The organism is Pseudomonas sp. ICMP 3272 (genome assembly GCF_001466905.1).
Lineage (GTDB): Bacteria > Pseudomonadota > Gammaproteobacteria > Pseudomonadales > Pseudomonadaceae > Aquipseudomonas > Aquipseudomonas amygdali.
This window is the reverse complement of sequence record NZ_LKEK01000064.1, coordinates 103,601-122,881: the sequence shown is the minus strand read 5'-3', so window position 1 is coordinate 122,881 and position 19,281 is coordinate 103,601. Positions and strand designations below refer to the sequence as shown.

The following is a 19,281-nucleotide window of genomic DNA, read 5'->3' as shown; positions in this document are numbered from 1 at the left end:
TCAGGGAGTCACTTCGTACCAGCCCAGAAACATGTTCAGCGCCGACTCGACCACATCACTCTGCTCCTGAGGGTTGAGCAGTGCGGCATTGAAGGTCACCTGTGGCCAGAATGCGAACGACTTGAGCAGCGCGTGCATCTGCGTCGCCGCAAAACCGGGGTCGACCGGCTTCAGACGACCGCCTTTCTGGGCTGCCCGGATCCACGCGCTGAAGGTTTCTTCGCGCTCATTGATACGGGCCATCCACACTTGAGCGCGCTCGGGTGAGTGAATGGTCGCGCCCACCACGACACGCGCCAGGTCGAGAAAATTACTGTTGGTGAGGTTGCGCATCTTGCCCCACAGCAGGTCTCGAAGTTGCTCGCGCAGACTGACATTGGGGTGATAAATCACTTCCGATTGTGGCGGAGCACAGTTCCACAGACGCTGCAGCATCTCGGCGAACAGTTCTTCCTTGCTGGGGAAATGGTTGTAGACCGTGCGTTTGGACACCTCGGCCCGAGCAGCGATGCGGTCCATGCTGGTGACCTCGAAACCACGATCGCCAAATTCGGCAATAGCTGCCTGGACGATGGATTCGCGTTTCTGATCGGTGAGGCGCATGGGTGCGGTCATAGGTTCGCTTCAAACGGACGTTTAGAGAAAGTTACACTCAGCAGTTTACTTGTCGCCAAGGATCATGCAAGCTTAAAACTACACCGTGTAGTGTAAAACACTGTTACATATTTTTCATCGCGCATCCTGCAACGGGATCACGTACAAAGTATGCACGGCTGGAGCCTCAACCTGTCCCCAGGAGTCAGCAAACCATGGCCTCGACACATCAGAAAAAGGATGCTTCTTCACTGCCTGTCCTGTCCCGTCATGAGGGGCGATATCGGAACCACGCGACGATGAAACCGGCGAGTCTGCTGCGAACACTCCGCATTTTCTGGGATCAGGCATTCAATAAGCCCAAGGATACGCGCCCCGCAGGCGAAATTCCGGTACAGCCGCTGTCGCGTCAGCAGTTGCTGGCAGCGCCGAACAACACGGTGTACCGCCTCGGGCATTCGACGGTCCTGCTCAAATTGCGCGATCAGTTCTGGTTGACCGACCCCGTGTTTGCCGAGCGCGCGTCGCCGGTGCAGTGGGCAGGGCCGCAGCGCTTTCACCAGCCGCCGATCAGCCTCGAAGAGTTGCCGCCGATCAAGGCGGTGATCCTTTCGCACAACCACTACGACCATCTGGATCGTATGGCGATCAAGGCGCTGACCGACAAGACCGAGCATTTTCTGGCACCGCTTGGTGTGGGCGATACGCTGATTGAATGGGGCGTACCCGCGCACAAGGTCCGCCAACTGGACTGGTGGCAGTCCACCGAAGTGGCGGGCATCGAGTTTGTCGCTACGCCGTCGCAGCATTTTTCCGGGCGTACGCTGCTCGACAGCAACCGCACCCTGTGGGCGTCCTGGGTGATGATCGACGGCGATCAGCGGATCTTTTTCAGTGGCGACAGCGGCTACTTTGATGGCTTCAAGACCATCGGCGAGCAATACGGGCCGTTTGATCTGACGTTGATGGAAACCGGGGCCTATAACGTCGAATGGCCGCATGTGCACATGCAACCCGAGCAGACGCTGCAGGCACATCTGGACCTGCGTGGTCGCTGGTTGCTGCCGATTCACAACGGCACCTTCGACCTGTCGATGCACGCCTGGCACGAACCGTTCGATCGTATCCTGGCGCTGGCCTGGGAGCAGAATGTCTCGATCACCACGCCGATGATGGGCCAGCCGTTTTATGTGCAATACCCGTGTCGCGGTTTGACATGGTGGCTGGGCGTCGATGAAGTTGCCGAGCCTGAACCCGAGCCCGAGCAGCACGGCCGCGTAACGAACTGCAAATGCCCTCGGCAGAATGCCTGAAACTGCCCGCGCCATTGCTGAACTGATTTTTAAATAGCAGCACCCAGATTTTGATTTGTCATATGAGCACGCGCCCGGCCTAATCCTGACCATCAAAAGTGATGGTGACGGTATGCAGGTGCGTAGCTCGGCGGTTCGGAATATGGGGTTGATGGTCAGTATCGTACTGGTGGCGCTAAACCTGCGCCCATCGATGGCTGCGGTCGGTCCGTTGCTTGCGGCGATTCGTCTTGAGGTGCCGCTGGGCTTCGGGATGGCGTCGTTACTGACCATGCTGCCGATCATGGCCATGGGGCTGGCGATGTTTTTCGGCATCGGCATTGCGCGTTACCTGGGGACGCATCGCAGCATCCTGCTTTCACTGGTGCTTATCGGCCTGGCAACCCTGGCGCGTCTGGTTCTCGATTCTGCTGCCGAACTGATTTTCAGCGCTGTGCTGGCGGGTCTCGGCATTGCCTTGATTCAGGCGCTGATGCCCGCATTGATCAAATCGCGTTTCAAGGTCAACGTCTCATTGTGCATGGGCCTGTATGTGACTGCGATCATGGGCGGAGCGGCTCTGGCCGCATCATTCAGCCCATTGGTGATGAGCAGCAGCGGCAGCTGGCGTGTCGGTCTGGCGGTGTGGTCGCTTCTGGCGCTGTTGGCAGTGTGCTTCTGGTTCGCCCAGCGGCGCGTGTTGCAGGTCGACGCTTCAGGCGCTGCCGGGCCCCGGCAGGCTTTTTCCCACATGCCTCGGGCCTGGATGCTGGGAGTTTTCTTTGGCCTCGGTACTGCGTCCTATACCTGCGTGCTGGCCTGGCTTGCGCCGTATTATCTGGAGAACGGCTGGAGCGAGCAGGATGCCGGGCTGTTGCTGGGCTTTTTGACCCTGATGGAGGTCGTATCGGGTCTGCTGGTTCCGGCGCTGGCCAACCGCAGTCGCGATAAACGCGTGGCGCTGGCGGTGCTGCTGGTGTTGATGATGATCGGTTTTACCGGGCTGATTCTGCTGCCGCAGCGGCTGGGCCTGCTGTGGACCTGCTTGCTGGGCTTGGGTATCGGCGGTTTGTTTCCGATGAGCCTGATTGTGTCGATGGACCATGCCGATGATCCTCGGCAGGCAGGCGGCCTGACCGCATTCGTGCAGGGCGTGGGTTACCTGATTGCCAGCCTGTCGCCGCTGTTTGCCGGAATAATCCGCGACCTGACGGGCAGCTTTGCAGGCGCATGGTGGTCACTGATAGCGTTGGTCGCGATCATGCTGTTGATGGTGGTGCGGCTCGATCCCCGACGCTATGCTGAGCACCTGCGCAGCGCCGGCGTCAAACCGGTCATTATTGGCGAGGGGGCGGCATGATTGCATTTTGATGCTATCTTGTTCGCGTGGACCTGATCGTCCGGTCGCAGTGCCAGCGAGATGCCTCAATGCTCAACAGTAATGCCCTGAGAAAGCTGGACATGCAGGACCTGATGGTCTTTGTCTCGGTTTATGAACAGCGCAACCTGACCCTGGTCGCAGATGCGTTGCATGTCAGTCAGTCAACGGTCAGCTACTGCCTGAAAAAGCTGCGCGCCAACTTCGAAGACGATCTGTTTATCTGCACCCGCAATGGCATGCGTCCGACCCGCAAGGCATTGGCCATGCACACCCATGTGCAGCAGATTCTCGAGTCGGTCAACTTGTGTCACGACGGCCTGGGCCTGTTTGATCCGACCCGCATGCAAACCACCTTCACGGTATGTGCCCCCGAGTATTTCGAGCTGCTGGTATTGCCGCACTTGATGCGCGACTTTGTCGCCGCTGGTTTTTCGGTAACGGTCAATGTGCAGAAGCTTGAGAAGCAGTTGCCCGCCGAGCAATTGAACGACGGTCGTTTTGACCTCGCCCTGTGCTTCGGACCGGGCTTTCACCGAGTCCCGGACAGCTTGGTTTCACAAGTGTTGCTTGAAGATGATCTGGTCTGCGTCATGGACGCCCGGTTCGCGCCGCTCAGCGCCCTGATCGACATTCAGACCTTCATCGGGCATCGCCATGTGTACCCGACGCCATGGACGTCCGACACCAACATGGTCGATGGCTGGCTGCAACGGCAGGGGCTGGAGCGCAACATTGTCGCGCGCGCGAACAGTTACCGCGCGGCGTTGCAATTGCTCGAGGGCACAGATTTCATTCTGGTGCTGCCAAGGCGCATTCAGACCCTGCTGGGCAATGAGCCATGGATTGCCGTGTTCGAGCTGCCGCCGGATCTGCCTGGTTTCAGTCTGGACATGCTGTGGAGCGCTCAGGCCGATCAGGACGAGGCCAGTGGCTGGCTGCGTGAGCAAGTCGTGAAGGTCTGCGCCGAGCGCGGTCTGCTCTGACGCGTGGTCAGTTGCCAGACTTGTCTTTCTGCGGGTCTGGCGAAGTACCAGGCCGCGGTTGCTCGCCCTGTTGATTGAGCTGTTTGTTCTTCTCGCCCACTTTACCGGCGTTTTCCGGTTTGTGATCGAGGTCTTCGCGTTTGGATTCATCTGCCATGACCGTACTCCAGATTATTGGGCTATCTGTTGGTTGGTCACTGAAGGTTCTGCAAGATTCGATTTATATGACACGCGGTCCGGAGCAGTCTTTTTCGGCCCCGAACCGCAAAAACGTGTCAGCTCAGCAGGGTCAATACGTCTTTGGCAGCCTGTGCGGAGCTGGCCGGGTTTTGTCCGGTGACCAGCTTGCCGTCGGTCAGTACGTAGACGCTCCAGTCATCGCCCTTGGAGTAGTCACCGCCCAGTTCCTTGAGCGTGTCTTCAACCAGGAAAGGCACGACATTGGTCAGGCCAACGGCCTCTTCTTCGCCATTGGTGAAGCCGGTGACGCGGCGGCCCTTGACCAGCGGCTGACCGTCCGACGCTTTTACGCGGCGCAGCACGCCCGGCGCATGACACACCAGACCATGAGGCTTGTCTGCCTTGGCGAATGCTTCTATCAGGGCGATCGAGTGCTTGTCTTCGGCCAGATCCCACAGCGGACCGTGGCCGCCAGGGTAGAACACTGCATCGAAATCCGCAGCGTTTATGCCCGACAGAAGGCCAGTATTGGCCAGCACTTTCTGGGCATCGGCATCTTTGGCGAAACGCTCGGTTTCCGGGGTTTGTGCATCAGGCTCGTCGCTTTTCGGGTCTAGCGGCGGCTGACCGCCAGCAGGCGATACCAACGTGACCTCGGCACCAGCATCCTTGAACACATAGTAGGGCGCTGCGAACTCTTCGAGCCAGAAGCCGGTTTTCTTGCCGGTGTCGCCCAGTTGGTCATGGGATGTCAAAACCATCAGGATTTTCATATTCGTGCTCTTCATTGAAGGGTTGAGAGTGTGTAGACACACAAAAGCCTGAAGGGTTGTCAGAATATTTTACGACCATAACGTTTCAAGGCCGGACTTCAACGTTGTGGGTACGTCAAAGCCCGGCCTTGCTTCAGCCGCTGATCATTGCCCTGCAGTTCATTGCTCTTTGCTGAGGTCCACCAGCGGCTCTTTGCGCACCTCAGTCTCGCGACCGTCCTGAATGCTCTTGACCTGGCCAAGCGCCTTGTCGACCGCGCCCTTGTCAGCCAGCAGGCTGTAGCTGATCTGGAACTGACGTTGCTCTTTGGGCGCAATGGTCGGTACCAGATTCAGCGGACGCTGGAAGCGGCGGTTGTAGGAGAAGCTGGTGCCCGGTTCCAGTCCGGTCACGTAACCCTGGCCTTTGGTGTCAGTGTTTTTCCACAGTGAAAACACCGGCAATTGCCTGGTATTGAAACCGACCGACACACCCAGGCTGCCTGCCTTGTTGTGCAGCACGGTCAGCGTATCGCCCTTGGCATCGCCATAAGGCACGACGTTGTAGACCGTTTCGTCATAATCCGGCGTCGGTGCACGGTAGGTCTGCCAGTCGCCCAGATCACCCTTGGCCTTCTCGTTGAACGGTGAAACCTGCTTGACCGGCGCTTCGAAGCGCGCCCCTTGCTCAAGGAACGGTGTGCTGAAGTTGCTGTGGTACAGCGCCTGGTATTCCTTCGGATAATCGCCATTGTTGGTCAGCGTATCGTTGAGCGAAAAGCTCGTGCTGCCTGGCTCGGTGACCAGTTCGGTCTGCACCGAAAAGTCGACCTTCTTGAACGCCTGCTCCTTCAGCTCACCCTTGAGGCGGATCGCGTAAGGCGGCTTTTCGTCGATCTGCAGCGTCACTTTGCTGGCCGGAATGTTGGCAGCGCGGCCGTGCAGGGTCAGCAGTTCGCCATTGTCCATGCCCGGGTGACCCACCCACTCGTAGCCGCAACGGGTCACCAGTTCGTTGAAACCCTCCAGCCAGCCCAACCCGCCGCGGCCATTGAGTTCGATGAAGGCCGGATTGACCACATCCTTGACCGGTGAATCCCAACCCATGCGTACATCACCCACCGATGCCTGCAGCACGTTCATACCGCGGGTAGGCACCACAGAAAGCTTCATTGTGCCGTTGTCGATATCGATGATGCTCACGCCTTCCTGACGACCGCCGTGCAGGGTTCGCATCGTGACAGTGAACGGCTTGTCGGTCTTGACGCCCAGTTGCTGACTGGTGATCTGCTGATTCTGCGCAGCCTTGTCGGTGTCGAGCAGCACGTAGTCCCAGGCAAACACACTGGAAGCGGCTGTGAGGGCGCCGAGGCCTACGAGCAGGGGAAGGGATTTCATGGTGGTGGTCCTTCTGTAATTATTGGAATTATGGTGCTGCCTATCGTTTGAGCAGCTATTTAACGCCTAGTTAATCGATTCAGCAATGGGCCGATTCCAGACAAAGTGCTTTTCAATCAACATGGCACTGAAGACGCAGAGTGCGACGTTATCGAAGTAACTCGCCGAGGGACGAAAAGGTGACCTGAGTCGAGCCCCAATTCACCTTACACCACAGAACCGGCATGTGACGCAGAGCGTCACGAACTGCATTCCTACGCGGAGCGTTGGAACGATGGTCAAACAGCAGCCGCTCTCAGCGCATTGCTTTTTTACCGCGATGGCACTGACGACGCAGTNAGCCGCACCGGACCATGGATGGTCCGTTGCGGCGACCCCCGAATCAGTGTCAGGGCGAAGGAACCCGACGAAGTCGGGCCGGAAACAGGAGCGAGGGGATTTGCCTACTTTGGCCCCATCAAAGTAGGTCGCCGAGGGGCGAAAAGGTGACCTGAGCCGAACCTCAATCCACCTGAAATAACAGAACCGCGGTGTGACGCAGAGCGTCACGAACTGCATTCCTACGCGGAGCGTTGGAACGATGGTCAGTGGTGTCTGAGTCGGTTTTAGCCAAACTGCCCTGAAGCGCTTTTTTTTCCGCGATGGCACTGACGACGCAGAGTGCGACGTTAGTGACGGCTGAGTCCTGGCGCTGATCCGGGGGTAGCCTGGCGTCCTGCCAGGGCGAAGGAACCCGACGAAGTCGGGCCGGAAACAGGAGCGAGGGGGTTTGCCTACTTTGGCCCCATCAAAGTAGGTCGCCGAGGGGCGAAAAGGTGACCTGAGCCGAACCTCAATCCACCTGAAATAACAGAACCGCGGTGTGACGCAGAGCGTCACGAACTGCATTCCTACGCGGAGCGTTGGAACGATGGTCAGTGGTGTCTGAGTCGGTTTTAGCCAAACTGCCCTGAAGCGCTTTTTTTTCACCGCGATGGCACTGACGACGCAGAGTGCGACGTTAGTGACGGCTGAGTCCTGGCGCTGATCCGGGGGTAGCCTGGCAGGACGCCAGGCTAGCCGCACCGGACCATGGATGGTCCGTTGCGGCGACCCCCGGATCAGTGCCAGGGCGAAGGAACCCGACGAAGTCGGGCCGGAAACAGGAGCGAGGGGATTTGCCTACTTTGGCCCCATCAAAGTAGGTCGCCGAGGGGCGAAAAGGTGACCTGAGTCGAACCTCAATCCACCTCAAGCNACCTGAGCCGAACCTCAATCCACCTGAAATAACAGAACCGCGGTGTGACGCAGAGCGTCACGAACTGCATTCCTACGCGGAGCGTTGGAACGATGGTCAGTGGTGTCTGAGTCGGTTTTAGCCAAACTGCCCTGAAGCGCTTTTTTTTGACCGCGATGGCACTGACGACGCAGAGTGCGACGTTAGTGACGGCTGAGTCCTGGCGCTGATCCGGGGGTAGCCTGGCAGGACGCCAGGCTAGCCGCACCGGACCATGGATGGTCCGTTGCGGCGACCCCCGAATCAGTGTCAGGGCGAAGGAACCCGACGAAGTCGGGCCGGAAACAGGAGCGAGGGGATTTGCCTACTTTGGCCCCATCAAAGTAGGTCGCCGAGGGGCGAAAAGGTGACCTGAGTCGAACCTCAATCCACCTCAAGCCGCAGAACCGCCGTGTGACGCAGAGCGTCACGAACTGCATTCCCACGCGGAGCGTGAGGAACGAGAGGTGCCTCTGCCAAACGTGTAGTGACCCAAGTGCGCATGGGCCCGCAACGCTGTATTGACCGACGCCCGTTTTCGAACCTGCGGTACCCAGCCATTAATACCGGGGGCGTTGCAGGAACGGTCATTGAGACTCAGGTGACTGAGCCCGAACCTGATCGGCCGCCTCACCCAACAACCGCTCGATCTGCGCATGCTCCCAGCCACTGAGCAAACTGACCGGGTCGGTACGCAGCCAGCTTTCGAACGAGCCTTCCCGACCTAGCGGGCAGCAACATGCACGACAGCGAGTCGGGCTGCCATCGGTTATTTCCAGCGTCAGCAGCCAGCCATCGATGTCGACCTGTTGCAGCCCGGAGCCGGAGGGTGCACCGACAAGCTTCAGCGACCGTGTGCCCATCGCAGCATCCCGCATTTGCTGATACACCTCACGAGTCGTCAGAGCTTTCACAGGCTTCACCCAATTCCATTTTGCTGAGTAAAGCACGATTCCTGAATCATGCAGGATGAGATAACGGTCAGCTCAACGGTCTTTCAAGATGTCGACGCCGCGCCGAACAGGCTTTCGATCTCGGGCCGGGTCTGATTGATGGCGCCCAACTGACGGATCAACTCGGCCTGCCTGCTGCCACGTATGCCTGCGGTGGTCATGACTGCGTCGCGCACGTAGGTATAGACACCGCTGACGCCAAACGGAGTGATGTAACGCACGTGCTCGCTGATGCCTTGAGTGATGGCCTTGAAGTGCTCGCTGGCGTAATAGGTTCGACGGGCCCAGGCCGATTCGAACACCAGTTCCATCATGATGATGTTCAGGCGTGATTCCTCGACCTTGTGATCAACATCAGGCGCAGGCGGTGCCGGCTGGGCGTTGTCGTAGGGCTGCGCGAGGTGCAGGCGCAGTTTGAGTACGGCATCGGCAGCGGCCATTTCACTGGCGAGCTTTTCAATGGCCTTGCGGGCGGCGGGCAGGTCATCGCTGGCGAGATGGAAATGCAGGTGCATTTTGTCCAGCGTGGCTGTTTCATTGGGGATCGGATCGGGCAGTCGGTCCACCAGTGTGCTGGAGCCATCCGGCACGTCGTAAGCAATGGTTTGCTCAAACATGTTCTGCTCGTCGGAGAACAGCAGAGCGCTGGCATCCTTGAATTGTTGCTGACTTTCGGCGGATAGAAAGCCGATCTCCACACCGCCATCCAGCACGTAGCCCGGCAGTGGCGTGACGCCTTCGATCAGCGGCCACAAATGACCATCCTTTTCACGCGTCAAGTGATGCTGCACATACCAGCCAAGGCCCTCAAGCCTCGCGCACAGAGGGCCGTGAACATCGCGCCAGTAGGTGGCGAACAGGTCATTGGGAACGCCGTTCCTGCGCAACACCGTGGTATACGAATTTATAACGATGTTTTCATCGCGAGCGCCGTAGTTACCGGAAAATTCTGAGGTATGCATGAGTGCTCTCTGTCCTGAAGATGTTTCTCTCAGGCGCTTCGTCCGCGAGGTTAGTTCAAGGCAAATTACCGGCGGACACATTGGCTCGAAGCGATGCACGGCGAGACGAACAGATGCCCCCGGTAGGCGCCTGCCAGAGTACGTGCCGACACCACCGACCACATCAGTGCCAGCAGCGCGACGAGCCCGGTACCAAACACGTCGAAAAAGCTCAGGTGCAGGGTAGCGCCGAGTTTGAGCGTCGCCAGCGCATACACGCCGAGCGGGAAGGTAAATGCCCACCAGCCCAGATTGAATTCGATACCCTGCTTGAAGTAACGCGCGGTGATCAATACCGCCAGCGCCATCCACCACAGCCCCAGCCCCCAGAACAGCGTACCGACCATCACACCGATTCCAGCCACCACCGTGCCGAGCGACGCCAGGCCGTGGGCGGCAAAGATGGCCGGGGCCTCGTTGCCCATCACCAGCATGCCCAATGCGCCTGTGCCGATAGGGCCGAGTGCCAGCCAGCTCGACGCCGCCATGCTTTCATGAGGCAGTTTGTGCAATGCCAGACGCAACAGCAGAATCACCAGAATGCTCAATGCCACCGGTACCGAGTAGGCCCACAACACGTAGCTGGTGATCAGCACGGTGAACTGCGAATCAGCGGCTGCGAGGTGCGGGGTCAGCAGTCCGCCGCAGGCTGCTGCAACTTCTGCTGCCACCACGGGCAACAGCCAGACAGCGGTCATCTTCTCGATACTGTGTTCCTGACGGGTAAACATCATGAACGGAATCAGCACGCCACACGCCAGGGCCATTGCTACATCCAGCCACCACAATGCTTCGGCCAGCGGCACGATGGCAGTACCCCAGCGCGCCGGACCATACACCAGCAGGCCGCTGATGACAGTTGCCAGCCCCATGGGAATGGTGCCGAAGAACATCGATACGGTGGAGTGCCCGAACACCTGACGCGCCTCGTCGAAAAACAGCAGCCAGCGGCTGGCATACATGACGCTGAAGAGGGCGAACAGGCCTATGTTCAGGAACCATAACGCTTCACCCAGCGGGCGCAATGCAGCAATGTCCCCCGGCAGTTGCGCCAGCGCCAGTGACAAAATTCCGGTGCCCATGGTCACTGCGAACCAGTTGGGGGTGAACTGTCGAACGGCCTCCAGCGGGCTCGTCAGCGCTGCGAGAGGCGCGTTGCCCTTGTTGATAATAGCGAACCTGCTCATGGCCGTATCCTGCTGCTGAATGGGGAACAGGTTTCAGTCTACGCAGTCACAGAAAATCTTATAAACGGGTAATCTATCTTCTTGTTACCTGATTTTCAGGTAGGTTTGCCCGGCTACGGAGTTCAGTCTTGAGACTCAACCTGCGTCAATTACAGATTTTTTGCGCAATCACCCGCTGTGGCAGTACCACCAGCGCGGGTCATGCCTTGTCTTTGTCCCAGTCGGCTACCAGTGCGGCATTGAACGAGCTGGAAAGTGCGCTGGGCACCCGGCTGTTCGACCGGGTGGGCAAGCGGCTGGTCCTCAACGATAACGGCCAGACATTGCTGCCACGTGCCATGAAGATGCTGGAAAACGCCCAGCAGATCGAAGACAGCTTTCTATTGCCGGGCGCGACCTTGAATGCTCGCCTGCGAATCGGCAGTAGCAGCACCATTGGCAATTACGTCGTGCCGCAGATAGTCGGCGCACTGCGCAGTTCGACGCCTCTGCTGCGAGTCGATGTGGACATCGGCAACAGCACACTGATTGCTCGCAAGGTCGCGCAGTTTGAAATCGATATGGGCCTCATCGAGGCACCGTGCCATCTGCCAGAGCTGATCGCTGAGCCGTGGCTGGTCGATGAAATGGTCATTGTTGCCGGCAGCGCTCATCCGTTGGCGCGGCAACAGCAGGTTTCACTGGGGGAGCTGCAAAACGCTGAATGGCTGTTGCGTGAGCAGGGTTCGGGGACCCGGGAGGAGGTCGAGCACTTGTTGCTCAGGCATTTGCACGATCTGCAGGACATGCGCCAGGTAGGCAGTTCGGAAGCGATAATGCGCACCCTTGCTCAAGGCATTGGCATCAGTTGTCTGTCCCGGCGTATCGTCGCCGATCTGCTGCTGAGCGGGCAGTTGCGCACACTCGCCAGCCCGCTGCCGCCGCTCAATCGTCGGTTCTTCATGATCACTCACCGCGACAAGTTCGTCTCACCGAGCCTGGAGCGGTTCAGGGAGGCCTGTCGGCAGTCTGCCGATCAGGCAGGCACGTTGCGCCATGGTTTGAGCCACAACGCCAGCCCGAGCAGCAGCAAAGCGCCGTAAACACAGCTCAGGCCTAATTGCAGCCAGGTGTCGTGAAGCGGGTGCAGGAGCAGGGCGGCGAAGATCATCAGCAGGCTGGCCAGCAGCCAGTGACTGCGCCACGGCAAAACGCCGAGCAACGCCTGACGGCGCATCAGCAGCACGCCTGTGACCAGCGCGCCGCCCAGCGCCGCGATGGCGATACCGGTCAGTCCGAAGACAAAGGGCAGCGTCGCCAGCAGCAGCGCGTTACACAGACTGCCGATCAACTCGCAGTTGAGCGGCAGGCGAGTGTCACCGGCGGCGTAGGCGTAGCGCGCCAGCAAGGCGTTCCAGGCACCAAACATCAGCGGCACGGCAAACCAGGCCAGCAGCTCCGGTAGCGGACCCTCATGGCTCTGATTGGGCAGCAACAGGGTCACCAGCGCACCGGCCGCACCGATCAGCCCGGCTACGGCCGGCAGGGTCAGTAATGTGGCGCTGCCCAGCCCGCGTCTGAGTAGCGACAAACGCTGCTCGCCCGCGCTGCCGCTCATCAGCCCGAGCAGTACCTGGTTCAGGCTCATCAATGCAATAAGCGGCAGGTTGATCAGTTTACGCGCCAGATTGACCCAGGTTACCGCGCCTTCACCGAGCAACGACGCGACCATTCGCTCGAGCAAGGCAAGGCCCTGGCTGGCCAGGTTGCTGCTCAGCAGTGGACCGATGCGTTGCAGCAGTTCGCGCATGGCACCGGCTTCCGATTGCCACTGCCAGGGTCGCCATCCCGAACGATACAAGGCAGGCAACAACACGCCCGGCATCAGCACGCTGCCCAGTACGCACGCGCTGGCCAGCCCGGTCGACGTTGCGGCGTGGCTGAACGTGGCGAGGTAGATGACCGGCGGCAGGTTGAACAGCAGCGAGCCGAGCCCGGCCAGTACGAAGCGCGAACGGGCCTGCAAAGGTACGCAGAACAGCGCGTGAAGCATGAAGCCGGGTGCGCACCAGGCCAGCCAGCGCAGGCCGCTGGCTGCCTGTGCATAGCCGTCGGCGTCCAGCCCCGGACCGATAAGACGCACCAGAAACCCGGCACCGATCGCCAGCACTGCGCTCAATGCCACCCCGGTCAATAACAAACGCGGTGCCATGCCGCCCAGCCAGCGTTGTTGCCGGTCAGCCGGACGTTGCTGATAAAGGGGCAGGGCGGCAGCGCTGAGCAGCCCCGCGGCCAGTGACATGCGCAGCGCTTCGGGCAAAAACATCGAGACCAGAAAGGCATCGCTCTGACTGCCGGCACCCCAGGCTGCTACCAACAGCCATTCACGGGCAAAACCGGCTGCCAGGCCGGTGAGGGTGGCCAGTGTCAGCCAAAGTGTCGAGCCCAGCATCGCGCGCCCTGCCGATCAGTGAAACAGGGTGAACAGGCCTTTGCCGCCCACCTTGTAGTTGAGGCCGCGGGCGCGTTCACCCTTGACCTCGGCATTCGGCCCGCTGACGATCGCATAGGGCGCGACAGGTTTGGACACCACGCTGTTGCCGCCCACTACCGCGCCTTCGCCGATGTCTGCACCGAACGAGAGCAACGCGCGGCTGCAGATCCATGCGTAGTCACCGATAAACACCGGTCCGCCGACCGCCCAGAACTCGGGCTCGGCGAGGTCGTGCCCACCCGCGATAATCAGTACGTGTGAAGCGATGGTGACGTGATCGCCAATCACCAGCCCGCCACGGGCGTCAAGCTGGCAATGCCAGCCCACGGTGGTGTCGTTGCCGATGCGCAGGCTGTCGACACCCAGCACCTCGGTATTGCGCCACACAGTCGAACCCTTGCCGATTTTCGCACCGCCGATGCGTAACCACAGCAGACGCAAGGTATGGCTGGGGATCTTGCAGATCAGGATGTTGTAAGCCTGTTCCCAGGTCCGCAACATGCGGTCACGCAGGGTCGGCCAGTTGATTCCGTACAAAGGAATCAGCGCACCCAGGGTTTCGCTGGACAGCAGTTTGTAGAAGCGCCGCGCCAGCGGGTTTTCGATTCTTGGTTCGATATTCAAGTAGCAGATGAACGACAGGGTTCGATCCTTGATACGTGTTTCGAAGCACACTTCGTTGTCCAGCATCCACTGGTAGGCGGCTTCCAGCTCTTCGAGCGGCACCGCCATCTTGCGCGCGTAGTCGGGCAGTGCCTCTCTGAGATTATGAGAATGCATCATGCGGTGTTTCATGAGGAGGCTCCCGGCTCGGGTGAGGCGTCAGGGTGTTGAGGAGTCGTTTCGGCCCTGGCACGCAGGCGTCTGGTTTCGTGCAGGCTGATGCCGACAAATAGCCAGAACAAGGCAACCAGCACGCTGGTGAAACTGAAGTAGTGGTCAAACAGGCCGCTGAACAGTGCGGATAGAACACCCGTGGTGCAGCCCAGCGCAATGGCGTTTTCCCGAGTCAGCACTACCCGGTCGCTGCCTGGGCGAACTTCTTTCCACCAACTGATGGTCACGGCGATAAACAGCAACATGCCTGGCAGGCCGATCTTGTAGATGAAGTTCAGCCACAGGTTGGAAATGCCGAACTTTGTATAGCCCAGTACCGGTGGGTCGACCTTGAAGCCGATACCGAACGGGAAGGTGGCGACTGCGTCGGGAAAATTACTGTATTCCAGGAAGCGAATCGCGGTACTGGCGTCGTCGGAGGTGAACAACCCCATCAGTCGGTCCTGCAGCGGCGGGTAGAACGCCAGCAGGAAAATACCGGCGACCAGCCCGCCCATCAACAGCCGTCCCAGATGCGGAATGCGTCGCCTGGCCATCAACAGCATCACGGCGATCAGGCTCAGCAGCGCGCCGCGTGAGCCGGTCAGCAACAGACCGATGGCACCCAGTGCCGCCACCGTAAGGCCCAGCCTGCGCGCCGAGCCGGTGCGCGTCATGCCGAAGCAGAACGCCAGCGGCAGCAACATGGCCAGAGCACCGCCCGCCACGTTGGGGTGCATCCACGGCGAGCCCATGCGGCTGGCAAGCGAAAGCAGGCTCTCGCTCAAGATGTCTGCACCGCTGTAGCCCAGGCTACCGAGGATCGGGATGATGGCAGTTGCCGAGCCTTTGGTCACATACACCGTGATCGATAGCAATAACAGCAGCAAAGTCCCGCCGAGCAGCGCCATGACCGCCTTTTCCAGGGTCTTGAGGTCGGTCAGCAAGCGCGGTACCAGAAACAGGATAGACAGGTTGAACAGCCAGCGAACCCAGTTGATCGGGCCGTTGCCGTCGGCGACCACGGTCAACTGGCCGACCAGAAACGGGAACGCACTGAACAGCATCAATGCCACCAGCAGTTTTTCGGTGCTCAGCATTTTGGGCACCGTGTTGCGTTCCTGAAAGACTGCGTGCAGCAGGTAGCTGGCCCAGGTCAGCATGATCAGCGCTTCGGACACCGTAGTACGAACGCCAATCTGAATTGTAGAGTAGGGCAGGAAGGTCCCGATCAGGCAGAACAGCACGAGCCCGCGTACCGGGCGGCGAATGATGGTGGCCGCCGCCGCCAGACCGATTGCTGCCGCCACGACGAATTGTGCAGGCAGCATGCAGATCATCACACCGAATATCAGGCTGAACATCAGCCCCAGGGGTAAGGCCAGTGGCATCAGCGCAATTCCTCCAGCGTCGCGTGTACGCGTTCGCAAAAGGCTTTCAACTGATAGCGCTCTGTCCATTCCCTGGCAACTGCGGGATCTTCTTCGGGCGCATGCGACAACGTGCCCATCAGCCTGATCAGGTTGCCACTGTCGACAGGTGAAAAGCGCGGGCTGTCGGGTGGGGCGATTTCATCCAGCGAAGAGCCTGTGGCCACGGCAACCGGCGTGCCTGTGTTCAGTGCTTCGATCACCGGTAGCCCGAAGCCTTCGCTTCTGGACGGCTGCCAGAGTCGCTCGGCATTTTGGTAGACAGCATGCAGTTCGGCATCGCTGAGGCCGCTGAGCACGTGCAGGCCCGGTAACTGGCGCTGGGCTTCGGTCAGCGGATCGTCGCCACCGACCAGTACCAGTTCCGGGGTGTCGACAAATTGCATGCGTGCGGTCTGCCAGGCATCCACGAACCACTTGATGTTCTTGCGCGGTTCGCGTGTGCCCACGCACAGCCAGTAACGCAGGGGCAGTCGCAGTTGGCTGATATCAGCAGGTTCACCCTTGAAACCTTCTACCAGCAACGGCACCACGCGCAGCTTGCCTTTGACCCTGGGAAACAGGCGCGCGACTTCGTTGGCAGTGAATTGCGACGGCACCCAGATCTGGTCGGCCACTTTCAGCGACCAGGCAATCGACAGGTAGTCGGTCAGCCGGTAGATCCTGGCTTTCAGTCGCGAGCCGTGGCTGTTGTGTTCAGTGATCTGAAACAGATCGTGCAGTTGTAACACGTAGCGCATGTCAGCCGGTTTGCGCCCCAGCGGCAGGCCCATGTTGATGTTGGCGAAGTAGATCTGCACCCCGGCATCACGCAGGGCACCCGGCAGGAAAATGCCTTCGAAGCGCAAGCGATCCGGCAGGCGATGCACCGAGTCCAGCGGTGCGGCCCAGCGTGGGGTGTGCATCAAGCGGCGTACCGGATGATCGTAGGGTGCTACGCCGAACAGCTGCAATTGCACGTCCGGATGCTCACGAAACGCCTGTTCCAGCGCGAAATTCTGGCGACCGATGCCGCTGATGGGGTAACCGGCTGCCGCGCGGTAGTCGAGTCCTATACGCATGAGCGCGATCCTTGCTTGGGGAGCGAAAAGCGGGTGTAGATCACTTCCAGCTGGGCGGCCGAAACGGACCAGTCGTGCCGGGCACGCACATAAACGCGGCCGGCTTCGCCAATCTGGTCGAGCCGTAATGGTTTATCGGTGTATTCAACGATCAGCGTTGCCAGCCCGGACGCGTCTTCGCTGCCCAGGTAATGTTCGCCATTAGTGACCGACAACCCGGAAACGCCTTGCGCGGTGGTGACCACCGGCAGGCCGGCGGCCATGGCTTCCAGCGTCTTGAGCTTGGAGCCGCCGCCCTGGCGCAGGGGCGCGAAGAACATTGAGGCACTGGCCTGCAAGACGCGCAGGTCAGGTACGAAACCCAGCCATTCGATACGCGGGTCAGGCCAGCGTTCACGCCAGGCTTCAGGCAAACCGAAGCCGCCGATGGCAAAACGCACATCGGGTGCCTGAGCCCAGACCAGTGGCATGATTTCGTCCAGTGCCCACTCGATGGCATCTATATTGGGGCCGTATTCGTAGTTGCCGATGAACAGCAGGCGATGGCTGTTACGGTCCGCATGAACGCTGGCGTAGTAAGCGCAGTCGACACTGTTGACGACATAGGACGTGGCCCTGCCGCTCAAACGCGAAAGTACTTTGGCGTCGTCTTCGGTGACCGCGATCAACTCGCCGGTCTGGCGAAATACCCGGGTTTCCCAGCGCCGGTAGCGCCAGCGGTCGTACACGGCGAAGGCATTGGCCCAGCGTGGCAGACGGTCGTAACTGGCGGCGCCAAGGTCTGATTCAACATTATGTTCGGTCAGCACGAACGGTTTGCCCGAGCGCTTGAGTAGGCGTTCGAATGGCTGAAAGAAATAGGTGTGCTGCAACTGGATGATGTCCCAGTCCTCTTCAAGCAATTGCTCGAAGACTTTTTCCAGTTTCGGGGCGTAGCCGTTGACGCTGGCGAGCATCGGCGCAGGTGCAAACGCCACGGCCAGCAACGTGCGCAGGCTTAACAGCGGGCGTCGATCGATCACGATCAAGCGCTCCAGCCAGGGTTCCAGTGCCGAACGAGCGCTGTCGTCCAGCGCGTTCTTGGACTGCACCAGCAGGGTGATGCGATGGCCGCGCGCTGCCAGATTGCGCAGCAAATGGTATTCCCGGGTTTTGCCGCCACTGGTGGTAGGCCAGGGCAGGTAAGGGAGCGTCCATAGAATTCGCATACTCAGGGCTTCCATTCCAGAATTTGCAGAGTCGGCTTCAGCAGCAGAGTGACGCCCTGGCTTGCGGACAATGGGGTGCGGCTGCCACTCAGTGGATCATGCACGACCGCGTCGGTGATATTCGGGAAGTTCAACGAGGTGCCGGTCGCACTCCAGAACATCAGCAGATGAGTGCCATCTTCACGGGTCCACGGCACTGCGTACAGATCGTCCGGTACTCGGCTCACTGCCGGCGGTTCGGCGGGTTGCAGGCGCGGGCCGGTGATCTTCAGAAAATTCTGCAGTGCGGTGTAGACCGGTTTGGGGCTGGCTTGCAGGTCAAGCAGGCCGTAACCCTGATCGCGGGCCGAGGCGCGCTCATCCAGATCGCTGAGATTGAACAGGAAGATGCGCTGGAAATCCATCGCACTCATCAGCGCCAGACGCCGCAGGGTATAGTCGGCCTGACCTGAAGTGCCAATCAGATGTTGCATCTCGACCGGGCCTGCATAGCTTGACCAGCCCCATTCAGTGGCCCACACCTGTTTGACGCCATTGCTGTGCAGCAACTGGTTCATGGCATTGGCGCGCACCAGAAAATCGCGGTCCGGTAGCGAATCGCCTTCGGGGTACTCGGAATATGGGTGGTATGCCGCCACGATATTCTGCTGGCCCAGGCCATTATCGAGCAGGGTCTGTAGCATGTAGCCAGAGGTACTGTGCATCTGACTGTAATAGGCCATGCCCGCAGTGACGATGGTCTTGTCCGGCAGGGCGGCGCGAATCGCGTTGGCAGTGGTGGTCAGCAGGCGTCCATAGGCGGTAGGGTCCTCCTTGGGCAGCCAGACAATGTTCGGCTCGTTCCAGACCTGCCAGTTGTTGACCTGCGGATAGCGCTGGGCCAGGGCGGTCATGCGTGCGGCAAATACGTTGAAATCCGTGGGCGGATACTGATCGCGGCTTTTCGCACCGGCCGACGCACTGCTGGCGAAAGGCGCCGAGCCCACCAGATAAGCCACCGTGTTGTAGTTGTGCGCCTTGATTGCAGCCATGGCGGCATCCAGCTCGGTCAGGGCGTAGCTATCCTTTTTCGGTTCGATCACCGGCCAGTGAATGGTCAGGCGCACCCAGTTGAGGCCCAGTTCGTCCAGGCGGCTCATCTGTTGTTGATAGATGTCAGGCGCAAAATACTGAAACTGCACATTGACGCCCAGAAAGTCCGCCCAGACCACCTCGCGAGGTGCCTTGAGGACCGTTGCCGCGTGGGCCACGCCGCACATTGCTGCGCTGAGCAGTGCGCTCGCGACGATTTGCCGGAATCTGGATGGACGCTGCATG

At 59.8% G+C, this 19,281-nt stretch carries 17 protein-coding genes; 4 read left to right on the top strand and 13 right to left on the bottom strand.

From position 1 onward, the window contains the following. On the bottom strand, positions 1-615 hold the full coding sequence (locus AO068_RS18270) for a TetR/AcrR family transcriptional regulator (protein WP_005754529.1): 615 nt from the start codon (positions 613-615) through the stop codon (positions 1-3). Positions 616-809: 194 nt separating this feature from the next. Between AO068_RS18270 and AO068_RS18265 the strand changes: the two genes are divergently transcribed. The 3 genes from AO068_RS18265 to AO068_RS18255 all read left to right on the top strand — a co-directional run bounded on the left by AO068_RS18265 (position 810) and on the right by AO068_RS18255 (position 4,250). Then, a complete protein-coding gene (locus AO068_RS18265; protein WP_044323058.1) occupies positions 810-1,907 on the top strand; it encodes an MBL fold metallo-hydrolase in 1,098 nt (365 codons plus the stop codon). Between the two features lie 112 nt (positions 1,908-2,019). Next, positions 2,020-3,246, top strand: coding sequence for a cyanate transporter (locus AO068_RS18260; protein WP_058409064.1), 1,227 nt, complete (start codon positions 2,020-2,022; stop codon positions 3,244-3,246). A gap of 68 nt (positions 3,247-3,314) precedes the next feature. After that, positions 3,315-4,250: a LysR family transcriptional regulator gene (locus AO068_RS18255; RefSeq protein WP_058409063.1), complete on the top strand. Its 936-nt coding sequence runs from the start codon at positions 3,315-3,317 to the stop codon at positions 4,248-4,250. Positions 4,251-4,257: 7 nt separating this feature from the next. Here the strand turns inward: AO068_RS18255 and AO068_RS29035 are convergent, their stop codons facing one another. The 6 genes from AO068_RS29035 to AO068_RS18230 all read right to left on the bottom strand — a co-directional run bounded on the left by AO068_RS29035 (position 4,258) and on the right by AO068_RS18230 (position 10,976). Continuing rightward, complete coding sequence (locus tag AO068_RS29035; RefSeq protein WP_058428163.1) at positions 4,258-4,407, bottom strand: hypothetical protein; 150 nt, start codon at positions 4,405-4,407, stop codon at positions 4,258-4,260. 118 nt (positions 4,408-4,525) lie between these two features. Next, on the bottom strand, positions 4,526-5,203 hold the full coding sequence (locus tag AO068_RS18250) for a type 1 glutamine amidotransferase domain-containing protein (RefSeq protein WP_058409062.1): 678 nt from the start codon (positions 5,201-5,203) through the stop codon (positions 4,526-4,528). Positions 5,204-5,362: 159 nt separating this feature from the next. After that, positions 5,363-6,580, bottom strand: coding sequence for an aldose 1-epimerase family protein (locus tag AO068_RS18245; RefSeq protein WP_058400980.1), 1,218 nt, complete (start codon positions 6,578-6,580; stop codon positions 5,363-5,365). A 1,842-nt stretch (positions 6,581-8,422) separates the two neighbouring features. Further along, positions 8,423-8,749, bottom strand: coding sequence for a DUF7693 family protein (locus AO068_RS18240; protein WP_058401617.1), 327 nt, complete (start codon positions 8,747-8,749; stop codon positions 8,423-8,425). An 83-nt stretch (positions 8,750-8,832) separates the two neighbouring features. Beyond that, positions 8,833-9,750 carry a hypothetical protein gene (locus tag AO068_RS18235; RefSeq protein ID WP_058409061.1) on the bottom strand — a complete coding sequence of 306 codons (918 nt, stop codon included), beginning with the start codon at positions 9,748-9,750 and terminating at the stop codon, positions 8,833-8,835. A 65-nt stretch (positions 9,751-9,815) separates the two neighbouring features. Further along, positions 9,816-10,976, bottom strand: a complete 1,161-nt coding sequence (locus AO068_RS18230) for a TDT family transporter (protein WP_058401576.1) — start codon at positions 10,974-10,976, stop codon at positions 9,816-9,818. A 128-nt stretch (positions 10,977-11,104) separates the two neighbouring features. On the opposite strand from AO068_RS18230, the gene AO068_RS18225 reads away from it, so the two are divergent. Beyond that, the gene (locus AO068_RS18225; RefSeq protein WP_016982106.1) at positions 11,105-12,058 is read left to right on the top strand and encodes a LysR family transcriptional regulator; all 954 of its coding nucleotides are present in this window, start codon (positions 11,105-11,107) and stop codon (positions 12,056-12,058) included. On the opposite strand, the gene AO068_RS18220 is transcribed toward AO068_RS18225, so the two are convergent. From AO068_RS18220 to AO068_RS18195, 6 genes are read right to left on the bottom strand one after another with little or no spacing between them, the layout of a single operon-like run. Beyond that, positions 11,992-13,407 (bottom strand): lipid II flippase MurJ, encoded by a 1,416-nt coding sequence (locus AO068_RS18220; protein WP_058401577.1) that lies wholly within the window; start codon positions 13,405-13,407, stop codon positions 11,992-11,994. The two genes, AO068_RS18225 and AO068_RS18220, sit on opposite strands and share 67 nt — an antisense overlap. 15 nt (positions 13,408-13,422) lie before the next feature. Then, positions 13,423-14,244, bottom strand: a complete 822-nt coding sequence (locus AO068_RS18215; protein WP_005732638.1) for an acyltransferase — start codon at positions 14,242-14,244, stop codon at positions 13,423-13,425. After that, entirely contained in the window at positions 14,241-15,656 is a 1,416-nt protein-coding gene (locus AO068_RS18210; protein WP_058401578.1) for an O-antigen ligase family protein, read from the bottom strand. Before AO068_RS18210 ends, AO068_RS18215 begins: the two co-directional genes overlap by 4 nt. Beyond that, entirely contained in the window at positions 15,656-16,756 is a 1,101-nt protein-coding gene (locus tag AO068_RS18205) for a glycosyltransferase family 4 protein (protein ID WP_058401579.1), read from the bottom strand. The genes AO068_RS18210 and AO068_RS18205 overlap by 1 nt, the downstream gene beginning before the upstream one ends. After that, positions 16,747-17,964 carry a glycosyltransferase family 4 protein gene (locus tag AO068_RS18200; protein WP_058401580.1) on the bottom strand — a complete coding sequence of 406 codons (1,218 nt, stop codon included), beginning with the start codon at positions 17,962-17,964 and terminating at the stop codon, positions 16,747-16,749. Before AO068_RS18200 ends, AO068_RS18205 begins: the two co-directional genes overlap by 10 nt. A gap of 2 nt (positions 17,965-17,966) precedes the next feature. After that, on the bottom strand, positions 17,967-19,280 hold the full coding sequence (locus AO068_RS18195) for a cellulase family glycosylhydrolase (RefSeq protein WP_058409060.1): 1,314 nt from the start codon (positions 19,278-19,280) through the stop codon (positions 17,967-17,969). Position 19,281: the final 1 nt, after the last annotated feature.

What these genes read in the sequence shown, in the direction of transcription:
- AO068_RS18270 (WP_005754529.1), bottom strand. Translation starts at nt 615, where the DNA reads ATGACCGCACCCATGCGCCTCACCGATCAGAAACGCGAATCCATCGTC.
- AO068_RS18265 (WP_044323058.1), top strand. Translation starts at nt 810, where the DNA reads ATGGCCTCGACACATCAGAAAAAGGATGCTTCTTCACTGCCTGTCCTG.
- AO068_RS18260 (WP_058409064.1), top strand. Translation starts at nt 2,020, where the DNA reads ATGCAGGTGCGTAGCTCGGCGGTTCGGAATATGGGGTTGATGGTCAGT.
- AO068_RS18255 (WP_058409063.1), top strand. Translation starts at nt 3,315, where the DNA reads ATGCTCAACAGTAATGCCCTGAGAAAGCTGGACATGCAGGACCTGATG.
- AO068_RS29035 (WP_058428163.1), bottom strand. Translation starts at nt 4,407, where the DNA reads ATGGCAGATGAATCCAAACGCGAAGACCTCGATCACAAACCGGAAAAC.
- AO068_RS18250 (WP_058409062.1), bottom strand. Translation starts at nt 5,203, where the DNA reads ATGAAAATCCTGATGGTTTTGACATCCCATGACCAACTGGGCGACACC.
- AO068_RS18245 (WP_058400980.1), bottom strand. Translation starts at nt 6,580, where the DNA reads ATGAAATCCCTTCCCCTGCTCGTAGGCCTCGGCGCCCTCACAGCCGCT.
- AO068_RS18235 (WP_058409061.1), bottom strand. Translation starts at nt 9,750, where the DNA reads ATGCATACCTCAGAATTTTCCGGTAACTACGGCGCTCGCGATGAAAAC.
- AO068_RS18230 (WP_058401576.1), bottom strand. Translation starts at nt 10,976, where the DNA reads ATGAGCAGGTTCGCTATTATCAACAAGGGCAACGCGCCTCTCGCAGCG.
- AO068_RS18220 (WP_058401577.1), bottom strand. Translation starts at nt 13,407, where the DNA reads ATGCTGGGCTCGACACTTTGGCTGACACTGGCCACCCTCACCGGCCTG.
- AO068_RS18215 (WP_005732638.1), bottom strand. Translation starts at nt 14,244, where the DNA reads ATGAAACACCGCATGATGCATTCTCATAATCTCAGAGAGGCACTGCCC.
- AO068_RS18210 (WP_058401578.1), bottom strand. Translation starts at nt 15,656, where the DNA reads ATGCCACTGGCCTTACCCCTGGGGCTGATGTTCAGCCTGATATTCGGT.
- AO068_RS18205 (WP_058401579.1), bottom strand. Translation starts at nt 16,756, where the DNA reads ATGCGTATAGGACTCGACTACCGCGCGGCAGCCGGTTACCCCATCAGC.
- AO068_RS18200 (WP_058401580.1), bottom strand. Translation starts at nt 17,964, where the DNA reads ATGCGAATTCTATGGACGCTCCCTTACCTGCCCTGGCCTACCACCAGT.
- AO068_RS18195 (WP_058409060.1), bottom strand. Translation starts at nt 19,280, where the DNA reads ATGCAGCGTCCATCCAGATTCCGGCAAATCGTCGCGAGCGCACTGCTC.